This is a genomic window from Micrococcus sp. HOU01 (genome assembly GCF_035609305.1).
In the GTDB taxonomy this organism is placed as follows: Bacteria; Actinomycetota; Actinomycetes; order Actinomycetales; family Micrococcaceae; genus Micrococcus; species Micrococcus luteus.
Genome location: NZ_CP141211.1, coordinates 1,110,020 through 1,130,730, shown reverse-complemented (window position 1 = coordinate 1,130,730; position 20,711 = coordinate 1,110,020). Strand labels below are relative to the sequence as shown.

The 20,711-nt window shown below is 74.8% G+C and carries 16 protein-coding genes; 6 read left to right on the top strand and 10 right to left on the bottom strand.

All coding sequences use genetic code 11. The features are described from left to right. Positions 1 to 22: 22 nt before the first annotated feature. Positions 23 to 1,264 carry an argininosuccinate synthase gene (locus SOY78_RS05295; protein ID WP_060775414.1) on the bottom strand — a complete coding sequence of 414 codons (1,242 nt, stop codon included), beginning with the start codon at positions 1,262 to 1,264 and terminating at the stop codon, positions 23 to 25. A 621-nt stretch (positions 1,265 to 1,885) separates the two neighbouring features. Here SOY78_RS05295 and rpf point away from each other — a divergent pair. Beyond that, positions 1,886 to 2,851 carry a resuscitation-promoting factor Rpf gene (gene rpf, locus SOY78_RS05290; RefSeq protein WP_225348551.1) on the top strand — a complete coding sequence of 322 codons (966 nt, stop codon included), beginning with the start codon at positions 1,886 to 1,888 and terminating at the stop codon, positions 2,849 to 2,851. Between the two features lie 114 nt (positions 2,852 to 2,965). Here the strand turns inward: rpf and argR are convergent, their stop codons facing one another. From argR to argC, 6 genes are read right to left on the bottom strand one after another with little or no spacing between them, the layout of a single operon-like run. Beyond that, positions 2,966 to 3,454 (bottom strand): arginine repressor, encoded by a 489-nt coding sequence (gene argR / locus SOY78_RS05285; protein ID WP_036337506.1) that lies wholly within the window; start codon positions 3,452 to 3,454, stop codon positions 2,966 to 2,968. Then, on the bottom strand, positions 3,454 to 4,413 hold the full coding sequence (gene argF, locus SOY78_RS05280) for an ornithine carbamoyltransferase (protein WP_041104176.1): 960 nt from the start codon (positions 4,411 to 4,413) through the stop codon (positions 3,454 to 3,456). The genes argR and argF overlap by 1 nt, the downstream gene beginning before the upstream one ends. Further along, positions 4,410 to 5,696, bottom strand: a complete 1,287-nt coding sequence (locus SOY78_RS05275) for an acetylornithine transaminase (RefSeq protein WP_061866988.1) — start codon at positions 5,694 to 5,696, stop codon at positions 4,410 to 4,412. Before SOY78_RS05275 ends, argF begins: the two co-directional genes overlap by 4 nt. After that, positions 5,693 to 6,679: an acetylglutamate kinase gene (gene argB / locus SOY78_RS05270; protein ID WP_196296765.1), complete on the bottom strand. Its 987-nt coding sequence runs from the start codon at positions 6,677 to 6,679 to the stop codon at positions 5,693 to 5,695. The genes SOY78_RS05275 and argB overlap by 4 nt, the downstream gene beginning before the upstream one ends. A gap of 11 nt (positions 6,680 to 6,690) precedes the next feature. After that, on the bottom strand, positions 6,691 to 7,851 hold the full coding sequence (gene argJ, locus SOY78_RS05265) for a bifunctional glutamate N-acetyltransferase/amino-acid acetyltransferase ArgJ (protein WP_041104181.1): 1,161 nt from the start codon (positions 7,849 to 7,851) through the stop codon (positions 6,691 to 6,693). Then, positions 7,848 to 8,888, bottom strand: coding sequence for an N-acetyl-gamma-glutamyl-phosphate reductase (argC, locus tag SOY78_RS05260; RefSeq protein ID WP_061866989.1), 1,041 nt, complete (start codon positions 8,886 to 8,888; stop codon positions 7,848 to 7,850). Before argC ends, argJ begins: the two co-directional genes overlap by 4 nt. A 102-nt stretch (positions 8,889 to 8,990) precedes the next feature. Between argC and SOY78_RS05255 the strand changes: the two genes are divergently transcribed. The 3 genes from SOY78_RS05255 to SOY78_RS05245 all read left to right on the top strand — a co-directional run bounded on the left by SOY78_RS05255 (position 8,991) and on the right by SOY78_RS05245 (position 15,458). Then, a complete protein-coding gene (locus SOY78_RS05255) occupies positions 8,991 to 9,992 on the top strand; it encodes a quinone oxidoreductase family protein (protein ID WP_041104185.1) in 1,002 nt (333 codons plus the stop codon). Between the two features lie 121 nt (positions 9,993 to 10,113). Then, complete coding sequence (locus SOY78_RS05250; RefSeq protein ID WP_324701892.1) at positions 10,114 to 14,121, top strand: Pls/PosA family non-ribosomal peptide synthetase; 4,008 nt, start codon at positions 10,114 to 10,116, stop codon at positions 14,119 to 14,121. After that, positions 14,118 to 15,458, top strand: coding sequence for a M1 family metallopeptidase (locus SOY78_RS05245; RefSeq protein WP_036337490.1), 1,341 nt, complete (start codon positions 14,118 to 14,120; stop codon positions 15,456 to 15,458). Before SOY78_RS05250 ends, SOY78_RS05245 begins: the two co-directional genes overlap by 4 nt. Positions 15,459 to 15,476: 18 nt before the next feature. Here SOY78_RS05245 and SOY78_RS05240 read toward each other — a convergent pair whose 3' ends face one another. The 3 genes from SOY78_RS05240 to pheS are packed head-to-tail and all read right to left on the bottom strand — an operon-like array spanning position 15,477 to position 19,765. Then, the gene (locus SOY78_RS05240; RefSeq protein WP_036337488.1) at positions 15,477 to 16,097 is read right to left on the bottom strand and encodes a 4'-phosphopantetheinyl transferase family protein; all 621 of its coding nucleotides are present in this window, start codon (positions 16,095 to 16,097) and stop codon (positions 15,477 to 15,479) included. 2 nt (positions 16,098 to 16,099) lie between these two features. After that, positions 16,100 to 18,679: a phenylalanine--tRNA ligase subunit beta gene (pheT, locus tag SOY78_RS05235; RefSeq protein ID WP_170721207.1), complete on the bottom strand. Its 2,580-nt coding sequence runs from the start codon at positions 18,677 to 18,679 to the stop codon at positions 16,100 to 16,102. A 3-nt stretch (positions 18,680 to 18,682) separates the two neighbouring features. After that, positions 18,683 to 19,765, bottom strand: coding sequence for a phenylalanine--tRNA ligase subunit alpha (pheS, locus tag SOY78_RS05230; protein WP_324701891.1), 1,083 nt, complete (start codon positions 19,763 to 19,765; stop codon positions 18,683 to 18,685). An 86-nt stretch (positions 19,766 to 19,851) separates the two neighbouring features. Between pheS and SOY78_RS05225 the strand changes: the two genes are divergently transcribed. Together SOY78_RS05225 and SOY78_RS05220 are read left to right on the top strand one after the other, a co-directional pair. Next, on the top strand, positions 19,852 to 20,259 hold the full coding sequence (locus SOY78_RS05225) for a CHY zinc finger protein (RefSeq protein WP_324701890.1): 408 nt from the start codon (positions 19,852 to 19,854) through the stop codon (positions 20,257 to 20,259). Beyond that, positions 20,256 to 20,705, top strand: coding sequence for a hypothetical protein (locus SOY78_RS05220; RefSeq protein ID WP_073117125.1), 450 nt, complete (start codon positions 20,256 to 20,258; stop codon positions 20,703 to 20,705). The genes SOY78_RS05225 and SOY78_RS05220 overlap by 4 nt, the downstream gene beginning before the upstream one ends. Positions 20,706 to 20,711 lie beyond the last annotated feature (6 nt).

The following is a 20,711-nucleotide window of genomic DNA, read 5'->3' as shown; positions in this document are numbered from 1 at the left end:
GTCGTGCACGGGGCGTGCGGGGTCAGTCGTTGGACAGGCGGGCGACGTCCTGGAGGTCGTCGCTGCCGCGCAGGCGCTGCTCGCGCTCGGAGGCCGTCTTCGCGGACAGGCCGAAGATGTCGATGAACCCGCGGGCCGAGGACTGGTCGAACGAGTCGCCCTCGTCGTATGTGGCGAGGTTGAAGTCGTACAGGCCGGTCTCGGACCGGCGACCCTGCACCGTGGCGCGGCCACCGTGGAGCTCCAGGCGGATCTCACCGTTGACGTGCTCCTGGGTCGCGTCGATGAACGTGTCCAGGTTCCGCTTCAGCGGGGAGTACCACTGGCCGTCGTAGACCAGCTCGGTCCACCGCTGGTCCACATGCTTCTTGAAGCGCGCCTGTTCACGCTCCAGGGTGACGTTCTCGAGCTCACGGTGGGCCGCGATCAGCGCCATGGCCCCCGGTGCCTCGTAGATCTCGCGGGACTTGATGCCCACGAGGCGGTCCTCGACGATGTCGATCCGGCCCACGCCCTGGGCACCGGCCCGGCGGTTGAGCTCCTCGATGATCTCCAGCGGGCTCAGCGCGCGACCGTCGAGGGCCGTGGGGACGCCGCGCTCGAAGGCGATCGTGACCACGTCCGGCGCCGGCGGGAAGGCGGGGTCGTCCGTGTAGTCGTAGACGTCCTTCGTGGGGCCGTTCCAGATGTCCTCGAGGAAGCCGGTCTCGACGGCGCGGCCCCACACGTTCTGGTCGATCGAGAACGGGTTCTTCTTGGTGGTGACGATCGGCAGGTCGTTGCGCTCGGCGTACTCGATGGCCTTCTCACGGGTCAGGGCGAGGTCGCGCACCGGCGCGATGCACTTCAGGTCGGGGCCGAGGGTCTGGATGGAGACCTCGAAGCGGACCTGGTCGTTGCCCTTGCCGGTGCAGCCGTGCGCCACCGTCGAGGCGCCGAACTGGCGGGCCGCCGCGACCAGGTGGCGGGAGATCACCGGGCGCGAGATCGCGGAGACCAGCGGGTAGGCGTCCATGTAGAGGGCGTTGGCCTTGAGCGTGGGCATGCAGTACTGCTCGGCGAACTCGTCACGCGCGTCGGCGACGTAGGCCTCGACGGCGCCGCAGTCCAGGGCGCGCTGGCGGATCGTCTCGAGGGACTCGCCCCCCTGGCCCACGTCGACCGCGACGGCGACGACCTCGGCGCCCGTGGCCTCGGCGATCCAGCCGATGGCCACGGAGGTGTCCAGGCCGCCCGAGTAGGCAAGGATGATGCGTTCCTTCACGTTTTCTCCTCTTTATATAGGGGGGTCTCCGAGCGCGGCACGTGGCCGTCGGAGGCGTGCTCGGCGACGATCCTACCCGGGTCTTGAATAAATATGCAACTGACGGAATATCAGCTCCTGATGGATCCTGCGCAGCCCCTCTGCGCCCACCGCGGCGGCCACCCGCAACCATGGCCCCGCGCTCGAAGTTCGGGTCGAACGCGACGCCGGTCACGGCTTCGACCGTCGATCGTGACCTTCGCCCACGCCCCTGTGACGGAGGTTGTCCACACTGTCCAATCAGACGCCCTAAGATCCAATGCGGGCAGTGGCGTGCATTTCGTCCACGTACTCCCGCCTCAGGGAGCGATTCGTCACCTGATCTCAAATGTGAGACGGACGGGCAAGAATTCGTCGACCCATGATTTGACGCGAGGGGGGCTCCCGTCGTTGACTCTTCCGTAGCCGATTCGTGATCGAACCGTGATCTGACCGAGAGGTCGGGGACGGGGAGGCCACGACATCGAACCCCCTCCGACGGTCGCCCGCTGCTGGGTCGTCTCGAACCGACGGAGGGCATGACCCGACCAAGGAGAAGGACGACCCCGGTGTGCCTCGGCCACCGATCAGCGAGGACTCGCCATGGACACCATGACTCTCTTCACCACTTCCGCCACCCGCTCCCGCCGTGCCACCGCCTCGATCGTTGCGGGCATGACCCTCGCCGGCGCCGCCGCCGTGGGCTTCTCCGCCCTGGCCCAGGCCGCCACCGTGGACACCTGGGACCGCCTCGCCGAGTGCGAGTCCAACGGCACCTGGGACATCAACACCGGCAACGGCTTCTACGGCGGCGTGCAGTTCACCCTGTCCTCCTGGCAGGCCGTCGGCGGCGAGGGCTACCCGCACCAGGCCTCCAAGGCCGAGCAGATCAAGCGCGCCGAGATCCTCCAGGACCTGCAGGGCTGGGGCGCCTGGCCGCTGTGCTCGCAGAAGCTGGGCCTGACCCAGGCTGACGCGGACGCCGGTGACGTGGACGCCGGTGACGTGGACGCCACCGAGGCCGCCCCGGTCGCCGTGGAGCGCACCGCCACCGTGCAGCGCCAGTCCGCCGCCGACGAGGCTGCTGCTGAGCAGGCCGCTGCTGAGCAGGCTGCTGCCGACCAGGCCGCCGCCGAGCGCTGGGCCGCCGAGCAGGCTGCTGCCGACCAGGCCGCCGCCGAGCGCTGGGCCGCCGAGCAGGCTGCTGCCGACCAGGCCGCCGCCGAGCGCTGGGCCGCCGAGCAGGCTGCTGCCGAGCAGGCCGCCGCCGACAAGGCCGCTGCCCAGCGTGCCGCCGCCGCGGAGAAGGCTGCCGCTCAGAAGGCTGCCGCCGCGGAGAAGGCCGCCGCTCAGAAGGCTGCCGCCGCTGAGCAGGCCGCTGCCGCGGAGCAGGCCGTCGTCGCCGAGGCCGAGACCATCGTCGTCAAGTCCGGTGACTCCCTCTGGAAGCTCGCCAACGAGTACGAGGTGGAGGGTGGCTGGACCGCCCTCTACGAGGCCAACAAGGGCGCCGTCTCCGACGCCGCCGTGATCTACGTCGGCCAGGAGCTCGTCCTGCCGCAGGCCTGAGACGCCTGACCGGTCCCCCGGACCGGTACCACACGAGGAAGGCCCCCGCCGTCGGCGGGGGCCTTCCTCGTGCCTGGTGCCCGTCACCCGCGCGGGCGGGGCCGGACGGGTCGGTTAGCCCGCCAGACCCAGCAGGTGGGCCGCGACGGCCGGGGCGGACGTGGTCCCCGTGGTGATGAGGAGGATGGTGTCGTCGCCGGCGATCGTGCCCATCACGTGCTCCACGCGCGCCTGGTCGATCACGCTGGCCAGGAACTGCGCCGCGCCCGGGGGCGTGCGCAGGACCACGAGGTTCGCGGTGGGCTCGGCGGAGACGAGCAGCTCGCGGGCCATGCTCGCCAGGCGATTCAGCTGCGCGTCCGAGCCGCGGCCCGGCACGGCGGCGTCGTCGCCCTCCGCCGGAAGGGCGTAGACCATGCCGGCCGGCCCGCGCGTCCGCACCGCGCCGAGGTCCACCAGGTCCCGCGAGAGCGTGCCCTGGGTGACGGACAGCCCGCGATCGCCCAGGGCGTCCGAGAGTTCGGCCTGGGAGCGGATGCCCCGGGTGGCCAGGATCTCCCGGATCGCGGCCTGACGGGCGATCTTCGTCGTGGGGGCGGCCATCAGCGCGGCTCCTCGGCCAGGCCGGAGCGGTACAGCAGCCAGGCGATGAGCGCCTTCTGCGCGTGCAGCCGGTTCTCGGCCTCGTCGAACACCACGGACCGCGGCCCGTCGATCACCTCGGCCGTGACCTCGTAGCCCCGGTACGCGGGCAGGCAGTGCAGGAAGATCGCGTCGTCGGCCGCCCGCGCCATCGCGGCGGCGTCCACCTGGTAGTCCCGGAACAGCGCCAGGCGGGCCTCCTTCTCCTCCTCCTGGCCCATGGACACCCACGTGTCGGTCACGACGACGTCCGCGCCCGCCAGGGCCTCGGCCGCGTCCGTCGTGACGAGGACGGAACCGCCCGTCTCCGCCGCCCGCCGTCGGGCGGCGGCCACGACGTCCTCGGCAGGCAGGTGCCCCTCGGGGCCGGCGACCCGCACGTGCATGCCGGCCGTCGCGCAGCCGAGCAGATACGAGTGGGCCATGTTGTTCGCCGCGTCCCCCAGATACGTCAGAGTGCGGCCCGCCGTGCCGCCGAGGTGCTCGCGCACCGTCAGCAGGTCGGCGAGGATCTGACAGGGGTGGTAGTCGTCGCTGAGCGCATTGACCACGGGCACCGAGGAATGGGCGGCCATCTCCTCGAGACCGGCCTGCGCGAACGTGCGCCAGACGATGACGCCGACCATCCGCTCCAGCACGCGGGCCGTGTCCGCCACGGACTCCTTGTGGCCCAGCTGCGACTCCCCCGGGTTCACGATCAAGGGCGTCCCGCCGAGCTCGGCGATGCCGGCCGCGAACGAGACGCGGGTGCGCGTGGAGGTCTTGTCGAAGAACACGATGCCGGTCCGGGGCCCGGCCAGCGGGCGGTGCCGGAACCGGTCGGCCTTCATCTGCGCGGCGAGGTCGAGCACCTCGGCCTGCTCGGCCGGGGTGAGGTCCGTGTCCACCAGGAAGTGGCGGACGGCGGTGGCGGGGGTCATGGGCGGTCTCCTTCGGCGGGGGTCAGGGCGGCGGCCACGAGCCCGGGCAGGGCGGCGGCGAAGCGCTCGAGCTCGGCCACGGGCACGGTGAGCGGCGGGGCCAGGCGCAGGGTGGACGGGCCGGTGGCGTTGAGGATCCAGCCCGCCTCGAGGCCGGCGGCGACGACGGCGGGGGCCAGCCCGCCGGCCGGGACCGGTCCCGCGGGGTCGGCCAGGTCGACGCCGATCCACAGGCCGTGACCGCGCACCGCGGCCACCTCGGGCAGGTCCTCCAGCAGGGCGGCCACGGCCTCGCCCGCGGCGCGGACGTGGCCGAGCAGGCCCTCGTCCTCGACGGTCTGGAGCACGGCCAGGCCCGCGGCGGTGGCCAGGGGGTTGCCGCCGAACGTGGTGCCGTGCTGGCCGGCGGTGAGCAGCCCGGAGACGGCGGGGCCGACGCACACGAGCGCCCCGATCGGCACGCCGCCGCCCAGTCCCTTCGCCAGGGTGAAGGCGTCGGGCACCACCGGCTCTGCCGCACCGGTGACGGCCGGGTTCTGGAAGCCGAACCACGTGCCGGTGCGGCCCACGCCGGACTGCACCTCGTCGAGGATCATCAGGGCGCCGGCCTCGCGGGTCGCGGCCCGCACCTCGGCCAGGTAGCCGGCCGGCCAGCCGTGCACGCCGGCCTCGCCCTGGACCGGCTCGAGGATGACGGCGGCGACGGTGGCGCCGTCGTCGTCCGGGGCCAGGGCCGCCCGCAGGGCTGCGGCGTCCCCGCCCGGCACGTGCTCCACGCCGCCGGGCAGCGGCTCGAAGGGCGCCCGGTAGGCCTCCTTGTGCGTGAGCGCGAGGGCGCCCATCGTGCGGCCGTGGAAGGCCCGCTCGAGCGCGATCACCCGCGTCCGGCGGCCGGACGGGTCGTCCGCACCGTGGCGGCGGGCGAGCTTGAACGCGGCCTCGTTGGCCTCCGTGCCGGAGTTCGCGAAGAACACGGTGGAGCCCGCGGGCACGCCGGCCAGTTCCAGCAGGCGCTCGGCCAGGCGGATCTGCGGCTCGGACGTGAAGAGGTTGGACACGTGGCCGAGCGTGGCGATCTGCTCGGACACGGCCCGCACCAGCGCCGGGTGGCCGTGGCCGAGCGCATTCACGGCGATGCCGGCCAGCAGGTCCGTGTAGCGCCGGCCGTCGGCGTCCCACACGTGGACCCCCTCGCCGCGCACGAGCACGCGGGTGGGGCGGCCGAAGACGCCGGTCAGGGCGGCGTGGTAGCGCTCCAGCAGCGCGGACTGGTCGGTGCTCATGCGTCCTCCTCGGGGGTGGTCGGGGCGGTGGGTTCGGCGTCGGGCACCACCTGGGTGCCGACGCCCGCGGAGGTGAAGACCTCCAGCAGCATCGAGTGGGGGCGGCGGCCGTCCACGACGTGGGCGCGCTGCACGCCGGCGTCGACGGCCGCCAGGCACGCGGCCATCTTCGGGATCATCCCGGAGGCCAGGGAGGGCAGCAGCGCACGCAGCTGGGCGGCGGTGAGCGAGCTGATGAGGGAGTCCCGGTCCGGCCAGTCCGCGTAGAGGCCCTCGACGTCGGTGAGCAGCACGAGCTTCGCGGCGCCGAGGGCGGCGGCCAGGGCCGCGGCGGCGGTGTCCGCATTGACGTTGAGGACCTGCCCGGTGGGCTGGCCGTCGTCGTCGATCTCGGGGGCGACCGACGAGACCACGGGGATCCGCCCGGACTCGATCACGTCGAGGATCGCGGTCGGGTCGACGCCGGTGACCTCGCCCACGAGGCCGAGGTCCACCTCCTGCCCGTCCACGACGGCGCCCGTGCGGCGGGCGCGCAGCAGCCCCGCGTCCTCGCCGGAGAAGCCGACGGCGTACGGGCCGTGGGAGTTCACGAGGCCGACCAGCTCGCGGCCCACCTGTCCCGTGAGCACCATGCGGACCACGTCCATGGCCTCCTCGGTGGTCACGCGCAGGCCGCCGCGGAACTCGGACGCGATGCCGAGGCGGTCGAGCATCGCGTTGATCTGCGGGCCGCCGCCGTGCACCACCACGGGGTGGACCCCCACGTGGTGCAGGAACACGATGTCCTCGGCGAACGCCCGGCGCAGCTCCTCCGACACCATGGCGTTGCCGCCGTACTTGACGACCATGACGGTGCCGGCGAACCGCCGGATCCAGGGCAGGGCCTCGACGAGGACCTCCGCCTTGGACTCGGCGCGGTCGAGCCGGTCCGCGGTGGACAGGACGGGTGCGGCCGCCGTGGCCGGGTCGGTGTGCGGGCTCATGCTGGGGGTCCTCACGTGGAGTAGGCGGAGTTCTCGTGGACGTAGTCGTGCGTCAGGTCGTTGGTCCAGACCGTGGCCTCGGCGTCGCCGGCGTGCAGGTCGACCTCGACGAGCACCTCGCGGGCCGTCAGGTCCACGCGGGAGCGGTCCTCCCCCACACCGGAGGCGCGGCACACCTGGACGCCGTTGAAGCGCACGTCGAGGGCGTACGGGTCGAAGGCGGCGACCGACTCCGGGACCGTGCCGACGGCGGCGATCACGCGTCCCCAGTTCGGGTCCTGGCCGAAGATCGCGGTCTTGAACAGGTTGGAGCGGCCGACGGCGCGGGCGACGGCCTCGGCCGCTTCCTCGGTCTCGGCGTGGACCACGCGCACGGCGATGTCGTGCCGGGCGCCCTCGGCGTCGGCGACGAGCTGGCGGGACAGGTCCGCGCAGACCTCGTGGAGGGCCGCGGCGAACGCCTCGGGCTCGGGCGCGGTCCCGGACGCGCCCGAGGCCAGCAGGATCACGGTGTCGTTGGTGGACATGCACCCGTCCGAGTCGACCCGGTTGAAGGTGGCGCGCACGGCCTCGCGCAGGGCCGCGTCGAGGGCGGGGGCGGGGACGTCGGCGTCCGTGGTGATGACGCTGAGCATGGTGGCCATGCCGGGTGCCAGCATGCCCGCCCCCTTGGCCATGCCGCCCACGGTGAAGCCCGCGCCGCGGGCCACGGCGGTCTTGGCCACGGTGTCCGTGGTCTTGATCGCGACGGCGGCGTCCTCGCCGCCGTCCGGACTGAGGGCGGCGACCGCCTCGGACACGCCCGCGGTGAGGGTGTCCATCGGCAGGCGTTCGCCGATGAGGCCGGTCGAGCAGACGAGCACGTCGTCGGCGGCGGTCGCGAGGGCCGCGGCCGCGTGCTCGGCGGTGCGACGGGCGTCCGCGAGGCCCTCGGCGCCGGTGGCCGCGTTCGCCCCGCCGGAGTTCAGGACGACCGCGGTCGCGCGGCCGTCCCGCACGGCGCGGCGGGTCCAGACCACGGGGGCGGCCGCCACCCGGTTCTCGGTGAGGACGGCGGCCGCCGCGCGGCGCGGGCCCTCGTTGACGACGACGGCGACGTCGGGCGTGCCCGAGGCCTTCAGCCCCGCGGTGACGCCGGCCGCCCGGAACCCCTGTGCCGCGGTGACGCTCACGGTGCGACCCCCTGCTGTTCGAGCCCCGCCTGCTCCGGCAGGCCCAGGGCGATGTTCATGGACTGCACGGCGCCGCCGGCCGTGCCCTTGGTGAGGTTGTCGAGCGCCGCGCAGACGATCACGCGGCCGGCCCGCTCGTCCACGGCGAGCTGCAGCTGCACGTGGTTGGAGCCGAGGACCGCCTTCGTGGTGGGCCACTGGCCCTCGGGCAGCAGGTGCACGAAGCGTTCGCCGCCGTAGGCCTCGGCCCATGCGTCGCGCACGTCCGCGGCGGCGACGCCGGGGCGCAGCCGCGCCGTGGCCGTCGCGAGGATGCCGCGCGACATCGGCGCGAGCGTGGGCGTGAAGGAGACGCGGACCGGCTCGCCGGCCGCCTGGGCCAGGCCCTGCTCGATCTCCGGGGTGTGCCGGTGCCCGCCGCCGACGCCGTACGGGCTCATCCCTCCCATGACCTCGGCGCCGAGCAGGTGCGGCTTGAGCGCCTTGCCCGCCCCGGAGGTGCCCGAGGCGGCGACGATCACCACGTCCTGCGGCTCGAGCAGCCCCGCGGCGAAGCCGGGCGCGAGGGCGAGGATCGAGGTGGTCGGGTAGCACCCGGGGACGGCGATGCGGCGGGTGCCGGCGAGTCGCTCACGCTGACCGGGCAGCTCGGGCAGGCCGTAGGGCCAGGTCCCGGCGTGCGCGGTGCCGTAGAAGGCCTCCCAGTCTGCGGCGGACTCGAGGCGGTGGTCGGCGCCCGCGTCGATCACCAGGGTGTCCGGGGATCGCTCTGCGATCTCGGCCGCCAGCGCCCCGGAGGCCCCGTGGGGCAGCGCGAGGATCACGACGTCGTGGCCGGCGAGGACCTCCGCGGTGGTCTCGGCGAGGACGCGGTCCGCCAGGGCGTGCAGGTGCGGCTGGAGAGCGCCGAGGCGCTCCCCCGCGTTCGAGTGGGCCGTGATGGCTCCGACGGTGACGGACGGGTGGCCGGCGAGCAGGCGCAGGGCCTCTCCCCCGGCGTAGCCGCTGGCTCCGGAGACGGCGACGGTGTGGGTCATGGCTTCATCCTAGCGCAGATATGCGTTGCACCGAATATCTATGCGGCGCCTCGGGTCCCTCGGGCCGGGCCGGATGGCCCGGCCCGCTCCTAGAGTGGGGCCATGACCACTGCGAACACCCCCGCCGTCCCCCGCACCCACCACGCCGTCGTCGTGTCCGCCACGGGCGGCCCCGAGGTCCTGCAGTGGACCGAGACGGAGGTGCCCTCCCCCGCGCCGGGGCACGTGCTGGTGCGCACCGCCGCGGCGGGCCTGAACTTCATCGAGACGTACCAGCGCTCCGGGGTCTACACGATGGACCTGCCCTTCACCCCCGGTACGGAGGGCTCCGGCGAGGTCGTCGCGCTCGGCGAGGGCGTGGACGCCGGGCTCCTGGGGGCCCGTGTCGCCACCGCGACGGCCACCGGTGCGTACGCCGAGCACTTCACCGCCCCCGCGGATCGTCTCCTCACCGTCCCGGAGGGCATCGACCTGGCCGAGGCCGCCGCCCTTCCGCTGCAGGGCATGACGGCCCACTACCTCTGCCGGTCCACCTTCCCGGTGGAGGAGGGCCACACGGTGGTCGTGACGGCCGGTGCCGGCGGGGTGGGGCTCCTGCTCACCCAGCTCGCGACGGCCCGCGGCGCCCGCGTGGTCACCACGGCGTCCACGGAGGAGAAGCGGGAGCTGTCCCGGGGCGCGGGCGCCGTCGCCGCGGTGGACTATCCGGACCTCGCCGCCACGGTGGCGGAGCTGACCGACGGCGAGGGCGCGCACGCCGTGTACGACGGCGTGGGGAAGGACACCTTCGACACCTCGCTCGAGGTGCTGCGCGTGCGCGGCACACTCGTGCTCTTCGGCGGGGCCTCCGGGCAGGTGCCCCCCTTCGACCTGCAGCGGCTCAACGCGGCCGGCTCGCTGTACGTCACCCGGCCCTCGCTGGTGCACTACACGCGCACGGGCGAGGAGACCCGCTGGCGTGGTGGAGAGGTGTTCGGGGCGTGGGCCTCCGGCGAGCTCGACGTACGGATCGGCGAGCGCTTCCCGCTGGCGGACGCGGCCGCCGCGCACGCCGCACTCGAGTCCCGGTCGACGACGGGCAAGGTGCTGCTCACCCTGTCCTGAGCCGGACCCGCCCGGTGCCTTCCAGGCGCCCCGCGCGGCCGCGGGCGGGGCATAGAATGTCCCGCTGCGGCCTGGTCCGCGTCCGACCCTCGGTTTGCCGCTCACACCCCCGGAGGCCCCTGTGTCCCTTTCGTCCGCCGCGCCCACCCCGCCCTCCGTCCCCCTCGACCCCGCGGGCGCGCCGCATCGGCCGCAGCTGCCCGGCTCCGAGCGCACCCCGCCCGCCCGGACGCTCGTGGAGCTCTTCGACGCCACGGCGCGCGAGCACCCGGACGCGACCGCCCTGGACGACGGCGTCGAGCCGCTGACGTACGCGGAGCTGCGGGAGCGCGTCGACGAGACCGCCCGCCACCTGTGGGCCGCCGGCGTGCGGGCGGGAGACCGGGTCGGCGTGCGGATCGCCTCGGGCACGGCCGCGCTGTACGTCTCGATCCTCGGCGTGCTCGCCGCCGGCGCGGCCTACGTCCCCGTGGACGCGGACGATCCGGAGGAGCGCGCCCGCCTCGTGTTCGGCGAGGCGAAGGTGGCCGGCGTCCTCACCGACGAGCGGGTCTACGCCCCGCACCCCGAGCACACCGCGGACCCGGCCGCGGAGGCCCGCGCCCCCGGGCTCGAGGACGACGCGTGGATCATCTTCACCTCTGGCTCGACGGGCACCCCCAAGGGCGTGGCGGTGAGCCACCGCTCGGCCGCGGCCTTCGTGGACGCCGAGGCGCGGATCTTCCTGGCGGACGATCCGCTCGCCCCGGGCGACCGCGTGCTGGCGGGACTGTCCGTCGCGTTCGACGCCTCGTGCGAGGAGATGTGGCTCGCCTGGCGTCACGGTGCGTGCCTGGTCCCGGCCCCCCGCTCGCTCGTGCGCTCCGGCATGGACCTCGGCCCGTGGCTCGCCGAGCGGCGCATCACCGCCGTGTCCACCGTGCCGACCCTCGCCGCGATGTGGCCCACCGAGGCCATGGACAACGTCCGGCTGCTGATCTTCGGCGGCGAGGCCTGCCCGCCCGAGCTCGCCGCGCGCCTGGCGGAGGACGGCCGCGAGGTCTGGAACACCTACGGCCCCACGGAGGCCACCGTCGTCGCGTGCGCGGCCCCGCTCACGGGTCTCGGCCCGGTCCGCATCGGCCTGCCCCTGGACGGCTGGGACCTGGCCGTCGTCGACCCGCAGACCACGCTGCCCGTGGCCGAGGGCGAGACGGGCGAGCTGATCATCGGCGGCGTCGGCCTGGCCCGCTACCTCGACCCGGCCAAGGACGCCGAGAAGTACGCCCCCATGCCCTCCCTCGGCTGGGAGCGTGCCTACCGCTCCGGTGACCTCGTGGTCTTCGAGCCGGAGGGCCTGCTGTTCGTCGGCCGCGCCGACGACCAGGTGAAGCTCGGCGGCCGCCGCATCGAGCTCGGCGAGGTGGACGCGGCCCTCCAGGCCCTGCCCGGCGTCCACGGCGGCGCCGCGGCCGTGCAGACCACCCCGGCGGGCCACCAGATCCTCGTCGGCTACCTCGTCCCCGCGGACCCCGAGGCCGAGCTCGACCTGCACATGGCCCGCGAGCACCTCGCGGCGGAGCTGCCGGCCGCCCTCGTGCCCCGGCTGGCCGTCGTGGACTCCCTGCCCACGAAGACCTCCGGCAAGGTGGACCGCCACGCGCTGCCGTGGCCCCTGCCCGGCGCCGAGGTGGACGAGGACGCGCCCCAGCCGAACGAGGACACCGCCGACGGCTGGGTGCTGCGCCAGTGGGCGGACGTGCTCGGCGCGCCCCCCAAGGACGCCGACACCGACTTCTTCGAGGCCGGCGGCGGCTCGCTCGCCGCTGCCCAGCTCGTGGCCCGCCTGCGCCTGCGCCACCCGGCCGTGACCGTCCAGGACGTCTACCGCAACCCCACCGCCGGGGCCCTCGTGGCCGCCGTCGTGGGCGACGACGGCCCCCGCGGCATCGAGGTGCACGACCGGCACGTCGACCGCACCCGCCACCGCACCCAGTGGGTCCAGACCCTCGTGGGACTGCCCGTGTTCGTCCTGCCCGCCCTGCGCCTGGGCGTGTGGACCGGCCTGGCCCTGAACCTGCTGACGCTCTCCGGGCTCGCGCCCGGGCTGCCCACCGTGCCGTGGTGGGTGCTGATCGTGGCCGGTCTGCTGGTGGTGACCGTGCCCGGCCGCATGCTGCTCACCGCCGCGACGGCCCGGCTGCTGCTGCGCGGCGTGAGCCCCGGGTCCTACCCGCGCGGTGGCCGCGTCCACCTGCGCCTGTGGCTCGCCCAGCAGATCAGCGACCTCGTGGACCCCTACTCGCTGGCCGGCGCCACGTGGGTGCCCGCCTACGCGCGACTGCTGGGCAACCGGATCGGCAAGGACGTGGACATGCACACCGTGCCACCGGTCACCGGCATGCTCACGGTCGAGGAGGGCGCCGCGATCGAGCCTGAGGTGGACCTGTCCGGCTACTGGGTCGACGGCGACGTCGTCCGGCTCGGCGAGGTGCGCATCGGCGCGGACGCCGTCGTGGGCGCCCGCTCCACGCTCCTGCCGGGCGCCCAGGTCGGCGCCGGGGCGCACGTCGAGGCCGGGTCCACCGTCGCCGGGCGGGTGCGCGGCGGCCAGCGCCACGCCGGCTCCCCCGCCGTCAAGGTGGGCAAGGTGAAGTCCCGCGGCCCCGCCGAGGCGCCGCGGGAGACCCCGGGCTGGCGCCTGATGGCGACCGTCCTCTCGACCCTCATCTCCCTCCTTCCGCTCGTCTCCGCCGCCGCGGCGGCCGCGGTGGCCGCGTGGTCGCTGACCTGGTGGCCGCCGGCCCCGGAGGCGGGGCCGCTGGCCGCCGTCGGGACCACCGCGGCGCGCCTGCTGGCCGCAAGCCCCCTGGTGGCCGGCGTCTGGTTCCTGACCCAGATGCTGCTCGTGCTCGTCACCGTGCGCCTGCTCGCGCTCGGCATCACGGAGGGGCACCACCCCGTGCGCTCCCGGGTCGGCTGGCAGGTGTGGGCCACCGAGCGCGTCCTCGACGCCGCCCGCGACCAGCTGTTCCCGATCTACGCCTCCCGCTTCACGCCGACGTGGCTGCGCCTGCTGGGCGCCGAGGTGGGCCGCGGCGTCGAGGCCTCCACCGTGGTGCTCCTGCCCTGCATGACCCGCGTGGGCGACGGCGCGTTCCTCGCCGACGACACGATGGTCTCCTCCTACTCCCTCGACGGCGGGTGGATGCACGTGGCCCCCGCGAAGGTCGGCAAGCGCTCGTTCGTGGGCAACTCCGGCATGGTGCCCGGCGGCCGCACCCTGCGCCGCGACTCGCTCGTGGCGGTGCTGTCCACCACCCCGGCCAAGACCAAGGCGGGCACGTCCTGGATGGGCTCCCCGCCCGTGCGCCTGCGCCGCAACGAGGTCACCGCAGACGCCGCCCTCACCTACAACCCGCCGGCCCGACTCAAGGCCGCCCGCACCGCCTGGGAGCTGCTGCGCGCGATCCCGGTGTGGCTGCACGTGGCCCTGTCCCTCGCCGTCGGCGCGACGCTGGCCGCCCTCATCGCGGTCGGCACGTGGGCGCTGGCCTTCGTCCTGGGCGGCGTCGTCCTGCTCGCGGCCGGCGCGGTCGCGGCGAGCCTGACCGTGCTCGCCAAGCGGGTCTTCGTCGGCCGGATCCGCGCGGGCGAGCACCCGCTGTGGTCCTCGTTCATCTGGCGCAACGAGGTCGCGGACACCTTCACCGAGTTCCTCGCCGCCCCGTGGTTCAGCCGGGCCGCGGCCGGCACCCCCGCCCTGGTCTGGTTCCTGCGCGCGATGGGCGCCCGCATCGGCCACGGCGCCTGGGTCGAGTCCTACTGGCTGCCCGAGGCCGACCTCGTGGAGCTCGGCGACGGCGCCACCGTGAACCGCGGCTGCGTCGTCCAGACCCACCTGTTCCACGACCGCGTGATGTCCCTGGACGCCGTCGTCCTGGAGGACGGCGCCACCCTCGGCCCCCACTCCGTGGTGCTGCCCGCCGCCCGCCTGGGCCGCGGCACCACCGTCGGTGCCGGGTCCCTCGTGATGCGCGGCGAGGAGCTGCCCGCCGGCACGTGGTGGCTCGGCAACCCGGTCTCCCCGTGGCGTCGTCCCGACGGCGACCCCGCCGCCGCGGCCACCCCCTCCCGAGAGGAAGCATGAGCACCGATCCCTACGTCCCGGGCGTCGGCACCGACGCCGCCACCGTCGAGCACATCGCACTGGACCTCGACGTGCGCCTGGCCGCGAACCGGGTCTCCGGCACCGCCGTCCTGCGCGTGCGCCTGACGAAGCAGAGCCGCCGCATCGAGCTGGACCTGTACCGGCTGCGCGTGTCCCGGGTGGACGCCGTCGTCGACGGCCGCGCCGTCGCCTCCTCGTTCACCCAGCCGGGCCGCGCCCCGAGCCGCCTCGTCGTCGACCTGGACGAGAGCCGGCCGGAGGGCACGCTCGTGGAGCTGACCGTGGTCTACGCGGGCACGCCCACGCTGCGGCGCAGCCCGTGGGGCACGATCGGCTGGGAGGAGCTCACGGACGGCGTGCTCGTGGCCGGGCAGCCCCACGGCGCCTCCACGTGGCTGCCGTGCGTGGACTCCCCCACCTCCCGCTCGACGGCGGAGATCACCCTCACCTGCGACGCGGGCTACCTGCCCGTCGCCAACGGCGTGGGCGCGCCCGTGCGCACGCGCGGCTCGCGGGTCACGTGGCGGTGGCGGCTCGACCAGCCCGTGCCCGCCTACCTGCTCAGCGTGCAGATCGGCCGCTACCGGCTCGTGGACGCCGCCCCTCCCGCCGAGGGCCTGCCGCCGCTGCGCCTCGTGGTCTCCCCGCGGACCGAGCAGCGGGCCCTCCGGGCCCTTGCCCCCCAGCCGGCCATGATGGCCACGTTCATCGACGCCTACGGGCCATACCCATTCGAGGACTACACCGCGGTCGTGGCCGACGAGGAGCTCGAGATCCCGCTCGAGGCCGCGAGCATGTCGCTGTTCGGCACCAACCACCTGGACGGCTCGTGGGAGTCCGAGCGGCTGATCGCCCACGAGATGTCCCACCAGTGGTTCGGCAACGCCGTGACCCTGGGCCGCTGGTCCGACCTGTGGCTGCACGAGGGCTTCGCCTGCTGGTCCGAGTGGCTGTGGGCCGAGGCCTCGGGGCGGTCCAGCATCACCTCGATGGCGCGGCGGGCCTGGCAGAAGCTGGCCGCGCACCCGGTGGAGCAGGCGCTGGCCGAGCCCGGGCCGGAGGAGATGTTCGAGGACTGGGTGTACAAGCGCGGCGCGCTCACCGTGGAGGCGCTGCGGCACCTGCTGGGCACGGACCTCTTCGGCTCCATGCTGCGCGCCTGGGTGCGGGAGCACCGGTTCGGCACCGTCGACTCCCTGGGGCTGCGCACGCACGTGCACGCGTGGGCCCCGCACGCCGGGGTGAGCCGAGCGCAGGTGGACGAGCTCTTCGACGCGTGGACGCTGCGGCCCGAGCTGCCGCCGTTCCCGGGCTGAGGCGCCCGCGCGGTCGACTCAGCGGCCCCGCAGCGCCAGCGCCCCGAGGAGACCGCCCGGCAGCCGGTCGGTGAGGTCCACCAGCACGACGTCGGCCGGCACGGTCAGTGCGTCGACGGCGGCGGGGTCGCCCGTGAAGCCGGTGCCGGCGGCCTTCACGAGCGCCTCCTTCCGCGTCCACAGCCGGGCCCGCGCGGCGGGCCTCTCGGGGGCGGGAAGCTCCCGCACCCGGGCGCGCTCCGCCGTCGAGAAGCCCACCCCGCCCAGGCCGTCCTCGTCCGCGAAGGCCGCGGCGTCCGCCCGCTCGACGTCCACCCCGAGGCCGAGCCCGTCGGCGGGCCGTGCCGGCGCCCACCACGCCCCGATCCGAGCCCGGTCCTCAGTGCCGGGCATCCGGACGCGCGTGAACGAGACGAGGGCGACCCGGCCGGGGGGCAGGCCGGTCAGCGCGGGGACGCCGTGCGCGGCCGAGCCGCAGCGCGGGCAGGCGTGCCGGAGCCCGAGCGGCCCCACCGGCACGCCCCAGGCCGCCGTCAGGGCGGTGCGCACCTGACCGAGCAGCGCGGAGACGGCGTCGGCCGCCCCCGCCGAGGCGGGGACGGCCGAGGTCAGGCCCCACGGGCCGGTCGCGACGGACACGGTCAGCGCTGGACCGCCCCGTGCCGCTGCGCCGCGAGCGCGGTGGCCGCGGCGCGGGCCTCGGAGACCTCCTCCGCGGTGAGCGTGCGGTCAGGGGCGCGGAAGCGCAGGGAGAACGCGAGGGACTTCCGCCCCTCCGGCACGCCCGCGCCCCGGTAGACGTCGAACAGCTCGACGGCCTCGAGCAGCTCCCCGGCACCCTCGGCGAGGGTCGCGCGCACGTCCCCGGCCACGACGGCCTCGTCCACCACGAGCGCCACGTCCTGCGTGCTCACGGGGAACGTGGACAGCGGTGCGGCGACCACGATCTCGGGGGCCGCGGCGCACAGCGCGTCCAGGTCCAGCTCCCACACGCTCGTGCGGGCGGGCAGGTCCTCGGCCTCGAGCCACTGCGGGTGCAGCTCGCCGGCGACGCCCACCACCCGGTCCCCGTGCTCGGTCACGACGACGAGCTCGGCCACCCGGCCCGGGTGGAACGCGTGGTGCCGGCCCTGCCGGACGGTCAGCTCGACGCCGAGGACGTCGGCCACGTCGAGGGCCCCGGCGATCGCGTCCTGCCAGTCCACCGGGCGGGGGTCGTGGTCCGGCCCGGGCGCCGAGTCGTGCCCGGCGTACAGACCGGCCACGTGCCACGGCTGAGCGGGGATGCCGGCCTCGAGGTCGGCGAGGACCTCGGCGGAGGGGTGGACCGCGCGCGGGGGGATCGTCGCCGAGCCCAGCTGCGCGCCGGGCAGGAAGACCAGCCCCATCTCGTACAGCGCCAGATCGCGGAAGCCGCGTCCGAGGTTGCGGCGCGCGGTCTCGACGAGGCCCGGCAGCAGCGACAGGCGCAGGTACCGGTACTGGGAGGCGATCGGATTGGCCAGGGCCACCATCGCCAGGGCCTGGCCCTGCGCGTCCGAGTCCGCCCCGAAACGCCGGTTCTGCTCCTCGGAGACGAACGGGTAGGCGAGCACCTCGGTGAGTCCCGCGGCCGCGAGCGCGGCCGACACGCGGCGACGCTGGGCCTGGCGGCGGGTGAAGCCGCGGCCCGGCGGGGCCACGGGCACCACGGAGGGGATCGCGTCGTAGCCGCGCAGGCGCGCGACCTCCTCGGCGAGGTCCTCGGGGATGCGCAGGTCCGTGCGCCACGACGGCGCGGTCACGGTCAGCCGCGGGGCGACGTCGGCGGCGGCCTCGGCGACGGTCACCTCGGCCCCCAGGGCCCCCAGCGTCACCACGACCTCGTCGGTCGTGTACGCCACGCCCACCAGGGCGGAGGGGAAGTCGGCGGCCATCTCGACGACGGCCGGCTGCGGCCGCGTCCCGACGTCGGTGACCCCGGGCTCGGCGGTGCCGCCGGCGAGCTCGACGAGCATCTGGACGGCCCGCTCGGCCGCCTCGTCGGCGATCTCCCAGTCGACGCCGCGCTCGTTGCGCTTCGACGCCTCCGAGGGCAGGCGGTGCCGGCGCCGCGTACGCGCGATCGACACGGGGTCGAAGTTCGCGGACTCGACCACGATCGTGGTGGTGGCGTCCGTGACCTCGGTGGCGGCCCCGCCCATGACGCCCGCCAGGCCGATGGGGCCGGAGTCGTCCGTGATGAGCAGGTCCTCCGCGTCGAGCTCGCGCTCCTTGCCGTCGAGGGTGGTCAGAGTCTCTCCGGCCCGCGCGCGGCGCACCACGATCTCGCCGGAGAGCGTGTCCGCGTCGTAGAAGTGCAGGGGCTGGCCCAGCTCCCACATGACGTAGTTGGAGATGTCCACCGGCAGGGAGATGGTGCGGATGCCGGCCAGGCGCAGGCGCGCGGCCAGCCACGGCGGGGTCGGGCGGGTCGCGTCCACGCCGGAGACCGTGCGGGCCACGAAGCGGGTGGCCCCGGGCTCGCCGTGGATCGGCGCGTCGTCGTCGATGCGGACGGCCGGGCCGGCGTCGTCGGCCGCGGGCGGGTGGACGGCGGCGGCCGGGTCCGTGAAGGGCACGCCGGTGGCGTGCGCGTACTCGCGCGCGACGCCGCGCATCGAGAACGCGTAGCCGCGGTCGGGCGTCACGTTGATCTCGGCGGCCTCGCCGTGCAGGTCCAGGACGTCCCGGGCGTCGGTGCCCGGCTCGGGGTCGAGCCCGAGGTCGCCGAGCACGATGATCCCGTCCGTGCCGTCGTCGCCCATGCCCAGCTCCGTGCTGGAGGCGATCATGCCGGCCGAGACGTGGCCGTAGGTCTTGCGGGGGCTGATGCGGAAGTCGCCGGGCAGCACCGCGCCGGGCAGGGCCACGACGACCTTGTCCCCGACCTCGAAGTTGTGGGCGCCGCACACGATGCCCTGCACGCCGGAGGACTCGATCCCCTCGCCGGTGAGCGGCTGGGCGGCGCCCTCGGGAACCACCCGCACGGAGCACCAGTTGATGGTCTTGCCGTTCTTCTGCGGCTCGGGCTCCTTGGAGAGCACCTGCCCGACGACGATCGGGCCCTGCAGCTCGGCGGCCGGACGGTGGACGTCCTCCTCCTCGAGGCCGACGCGGACGAGGTCGGCCATCACGTCCTCGGCACGGTGCTCCGCGGGCACGGGGACGAACTCCCGCAGCCAGTCCAGGGGGATGCGCATGGATCAGACCTCCATTCCGAAGTGCTGGGAGAAGCGGACGTCGCCCTCGATCATGTCGTGCATGTCCGGGACCTCGTTGCGGAACATGAGCGTGCGCTCCACGCCCATGCCGAACGCGAACCCGGAGTACTCCTCCGGGTCCAGGCCCGCGGCGCGCAGCACATTCGGGTGCACCATGCCGCAGCCGCCCCACTCGATCCAGCGGGGCCCGCCCTTGGCGCCGGGGTGCCAGATGTCCAGCTCGGCGCTGGGCTCGGTGAACGGGAAGAAGTTCGGGCGCAGGCGGATGGCCGCCTCGGCCCCGAACATCTGGCGGGCGAAGTACTCGAGGGTGCCGCGCAGGTGGGCCATGGTCAGGCCCTTGTCCACGGCCAGGCCCTCGAACTGGTGGAACACCGGGGTGTGCGTGGCGTCCAGCTCGTCCGTGCGGAAGGTGCGACCCGGGCACAGCACGTAGGTGGGGGCGCCCCGCTCGAGCAGGGAGCGCATCTGCACCGGGGAGGTGTGGGTGCGCAGCAGCAGGTGGGCCTCGGCCGGGGCCACGAAGAAGGTGTCCTGCATCTCGCGGGCCGGATGGTCCGGCGCGAAGTTGAGGGAGTCGAAGTTGAACCACTCGGACTCGAGCTCGGGGCCCTCCGCGATCTCCCAGCCCATGCCGACGAAGATCTCCGAGACGCGGTCCATCGTCAGCGAGAGCGGGTGACGGGCGCCGACGCGGCGGCGACGGACCGCGGTGGTCACGTCCACCGTCTCCTCGCGCAGGATCCGCGCGGCCTGCTCCGCCTCGAGCACCTCGGTGCGGGCGGCCAGGGCCTTGCCCAGGCGGCCGCGTGCGGCGCCCATGAGCTTGCCGGCCTCCGCCTTGCGCTCCTTGGGCAGGGCGCCGATCGCCTTGTTCGCGAGAGTCAGGGGGGCCCGGTCGCCGGTGTGGGCCAGGCGGGCGGCCTTGAGCTCATCGAAGTCCGCCGCGGCCTCGTACGCGGCGAGCGCGGCCTGCACGGCGGCCTCCACCGCCTCCGCGTCCACGGGGGAGATCTCCGCCACGGGCGCGGTGGGCTCCGCGCCGGTCTCGGGGCTGGGTGTCATCAGGGCAACGACCTTCGCATGGGGGACGGTGGGACGCCCGTCAGTCTAGTGTCCGCCCCGGGCGCGCTCGGCCTAGGCTGAGGCGCATGACCGCCCCGGACTCCCTCGACGGCACCGACCCGCTGCTGCGGGGCGTGGGCCTGGACGCGCAGACCCGCTGCGCCCATTACGCCACGGCGCGGGACGTCGTCGCCCTGCGCTTCGCCTGCTGCCCCGCGTACTGGTCCTGCCACCGCTGCCACGCGGAGCTCACCGACCACCCGGCCGTGCCGGTGCCCGCCGACGACTTCGACCGGCCGCATGTGCTGTGCGGGGTGTGCCGCACCGAGCTGAGCGTGACCGCGTACCTCTCCCTCGAGGCCACCGCCGATCCCGCGTGCCCGGCCTGCGGGGCGCCGTTCAACCCGGGCTGCGCCGCCCATGCCCCGCTCTACTTCGACGTCCCCGCGTCTGGGTCCCCCGCCTGTGGCACCGGACCCACGGTGCGGCCATGACCGCGGCCCCCTCCCGGCCGTCGCCTCCGGCGCACGTGCGGGCGCGCGGGCTGTGGAACCTGGTGAACCTGGCGACGCCGCTGGGGCTGGTGGGCGCCGTCGTCGCCGGCTGCGCGCTGCAGCCCGGGCCGCACGGGCTGGTCGAGGCCCGCGGCTGGACGCACCGGTTCCCGGGCGGGGCCGCGTTCACGGTCGGCGACGTCGTGTTCACCCGCCCCGGCCTGCGCATGACGCCCGCGCTGTGGCGGCACGAGGCCGGCCATGCGGACCAGTACGCCCTCCTGCTGGGTCTGCCCTTCCTGCCGGCGTACGCGCTGGCGGCGGCGTGGTCGACGTGGCGGACCGGGGACCCGGCGTCGCGCAACGTCTTCGAACGACGCGCGGGCCTGGCCCTGGGCGGCTACGTCGAGCGGCCCGTGGTCCGCGGCCTGCGGCGCCGCCGCTGACGGGTC

Excerpts from the sequence above, each read along its gene's own strand:
- SOY78_RS05245 (WP_036337490.1), top strand. The coding sequence starts at position 14,118 with ATGAGCACCGATCCCTACGTCCCGGGCGTCGGCACCGACGCCGCCACC.
- SOY78_RS05220 (WP_073117125.1), top strand. The coding sequence starts at position 20,256 with ATGACCGCGGCCCCCTCCCGGCCGTCGCCTCCGGCGCACGTGCGGGCG.
- SOY78_RS05275 (WP_061866988.1), bottom strand. The coding sequence starts at position 5,696 with ATGAGCACCGACCAGTCCGCGCTGCTGGAGCGCTACCACGCCGCCCTG.
- rpf (WP_225348551.1), top strand. The coding sequence starts at position 1,886 with ATGGACACCATGACTCTCTTCACCACTTCCGCCACCCGCTCCCGCCGT.
- pheT (WP_170721207.1), bottom strand. The coding sequence starts at position 18,679 with ATGCGCATCCCCCTGGACTGGCTGCGGGAGTTCGTCCCCGTGCCCGCG.
- argR (WP_036337506.1), bottom strand. The coding sequence starts at position 3,454 with ATGGCCGCCCCCACGACGAAGATCGCCCGTCAGGCCGCGATCCGGGAG.
- argC (WP_061866989.1), bottom strand. The coding sequence starts at position 8,888 with ATGACCCACACCGTCGCCGTCTCCGGAGCCAGCGGCTACGCCGGGGGA.
- pheS (WP_324701891.1), bottom strand. The coding sequence starts at position 19,765 with ATGACACCCAGCCCCGAGACCGGCGCGGAGCCCACCGCGCCCGTGGCG.
- SOY78_RS05255 (WP_041104185.1), top strand. The coding sequence starts at position 8,991 with ATGACCACTGCGAACACCCCCGCCGTCCCCCGCACCCACCACGCCGTC.
- argF (WP_041104176.1), bottom strand. The coding sequence starts at position 4,413 with ATGACCCCCGCCACCGCCGTCCGCCACTTCCTGGTGGACACGGACCTC.
- argB (WP_196296765.1), bottom strand. The coding sequence starts at position 6,679 with ATGAGCCCGCACACCGACCCGGCCACGGCGGCCGCACCCGTCCTGTCC.
- SOY78_RS05225 (WP_324701890.1), top strand. The coding sequence starts at position 19,852 with ATGACCGCCCCGGACTCCCTCGACGGCACCGACCCGCTGCTGCGGGGC.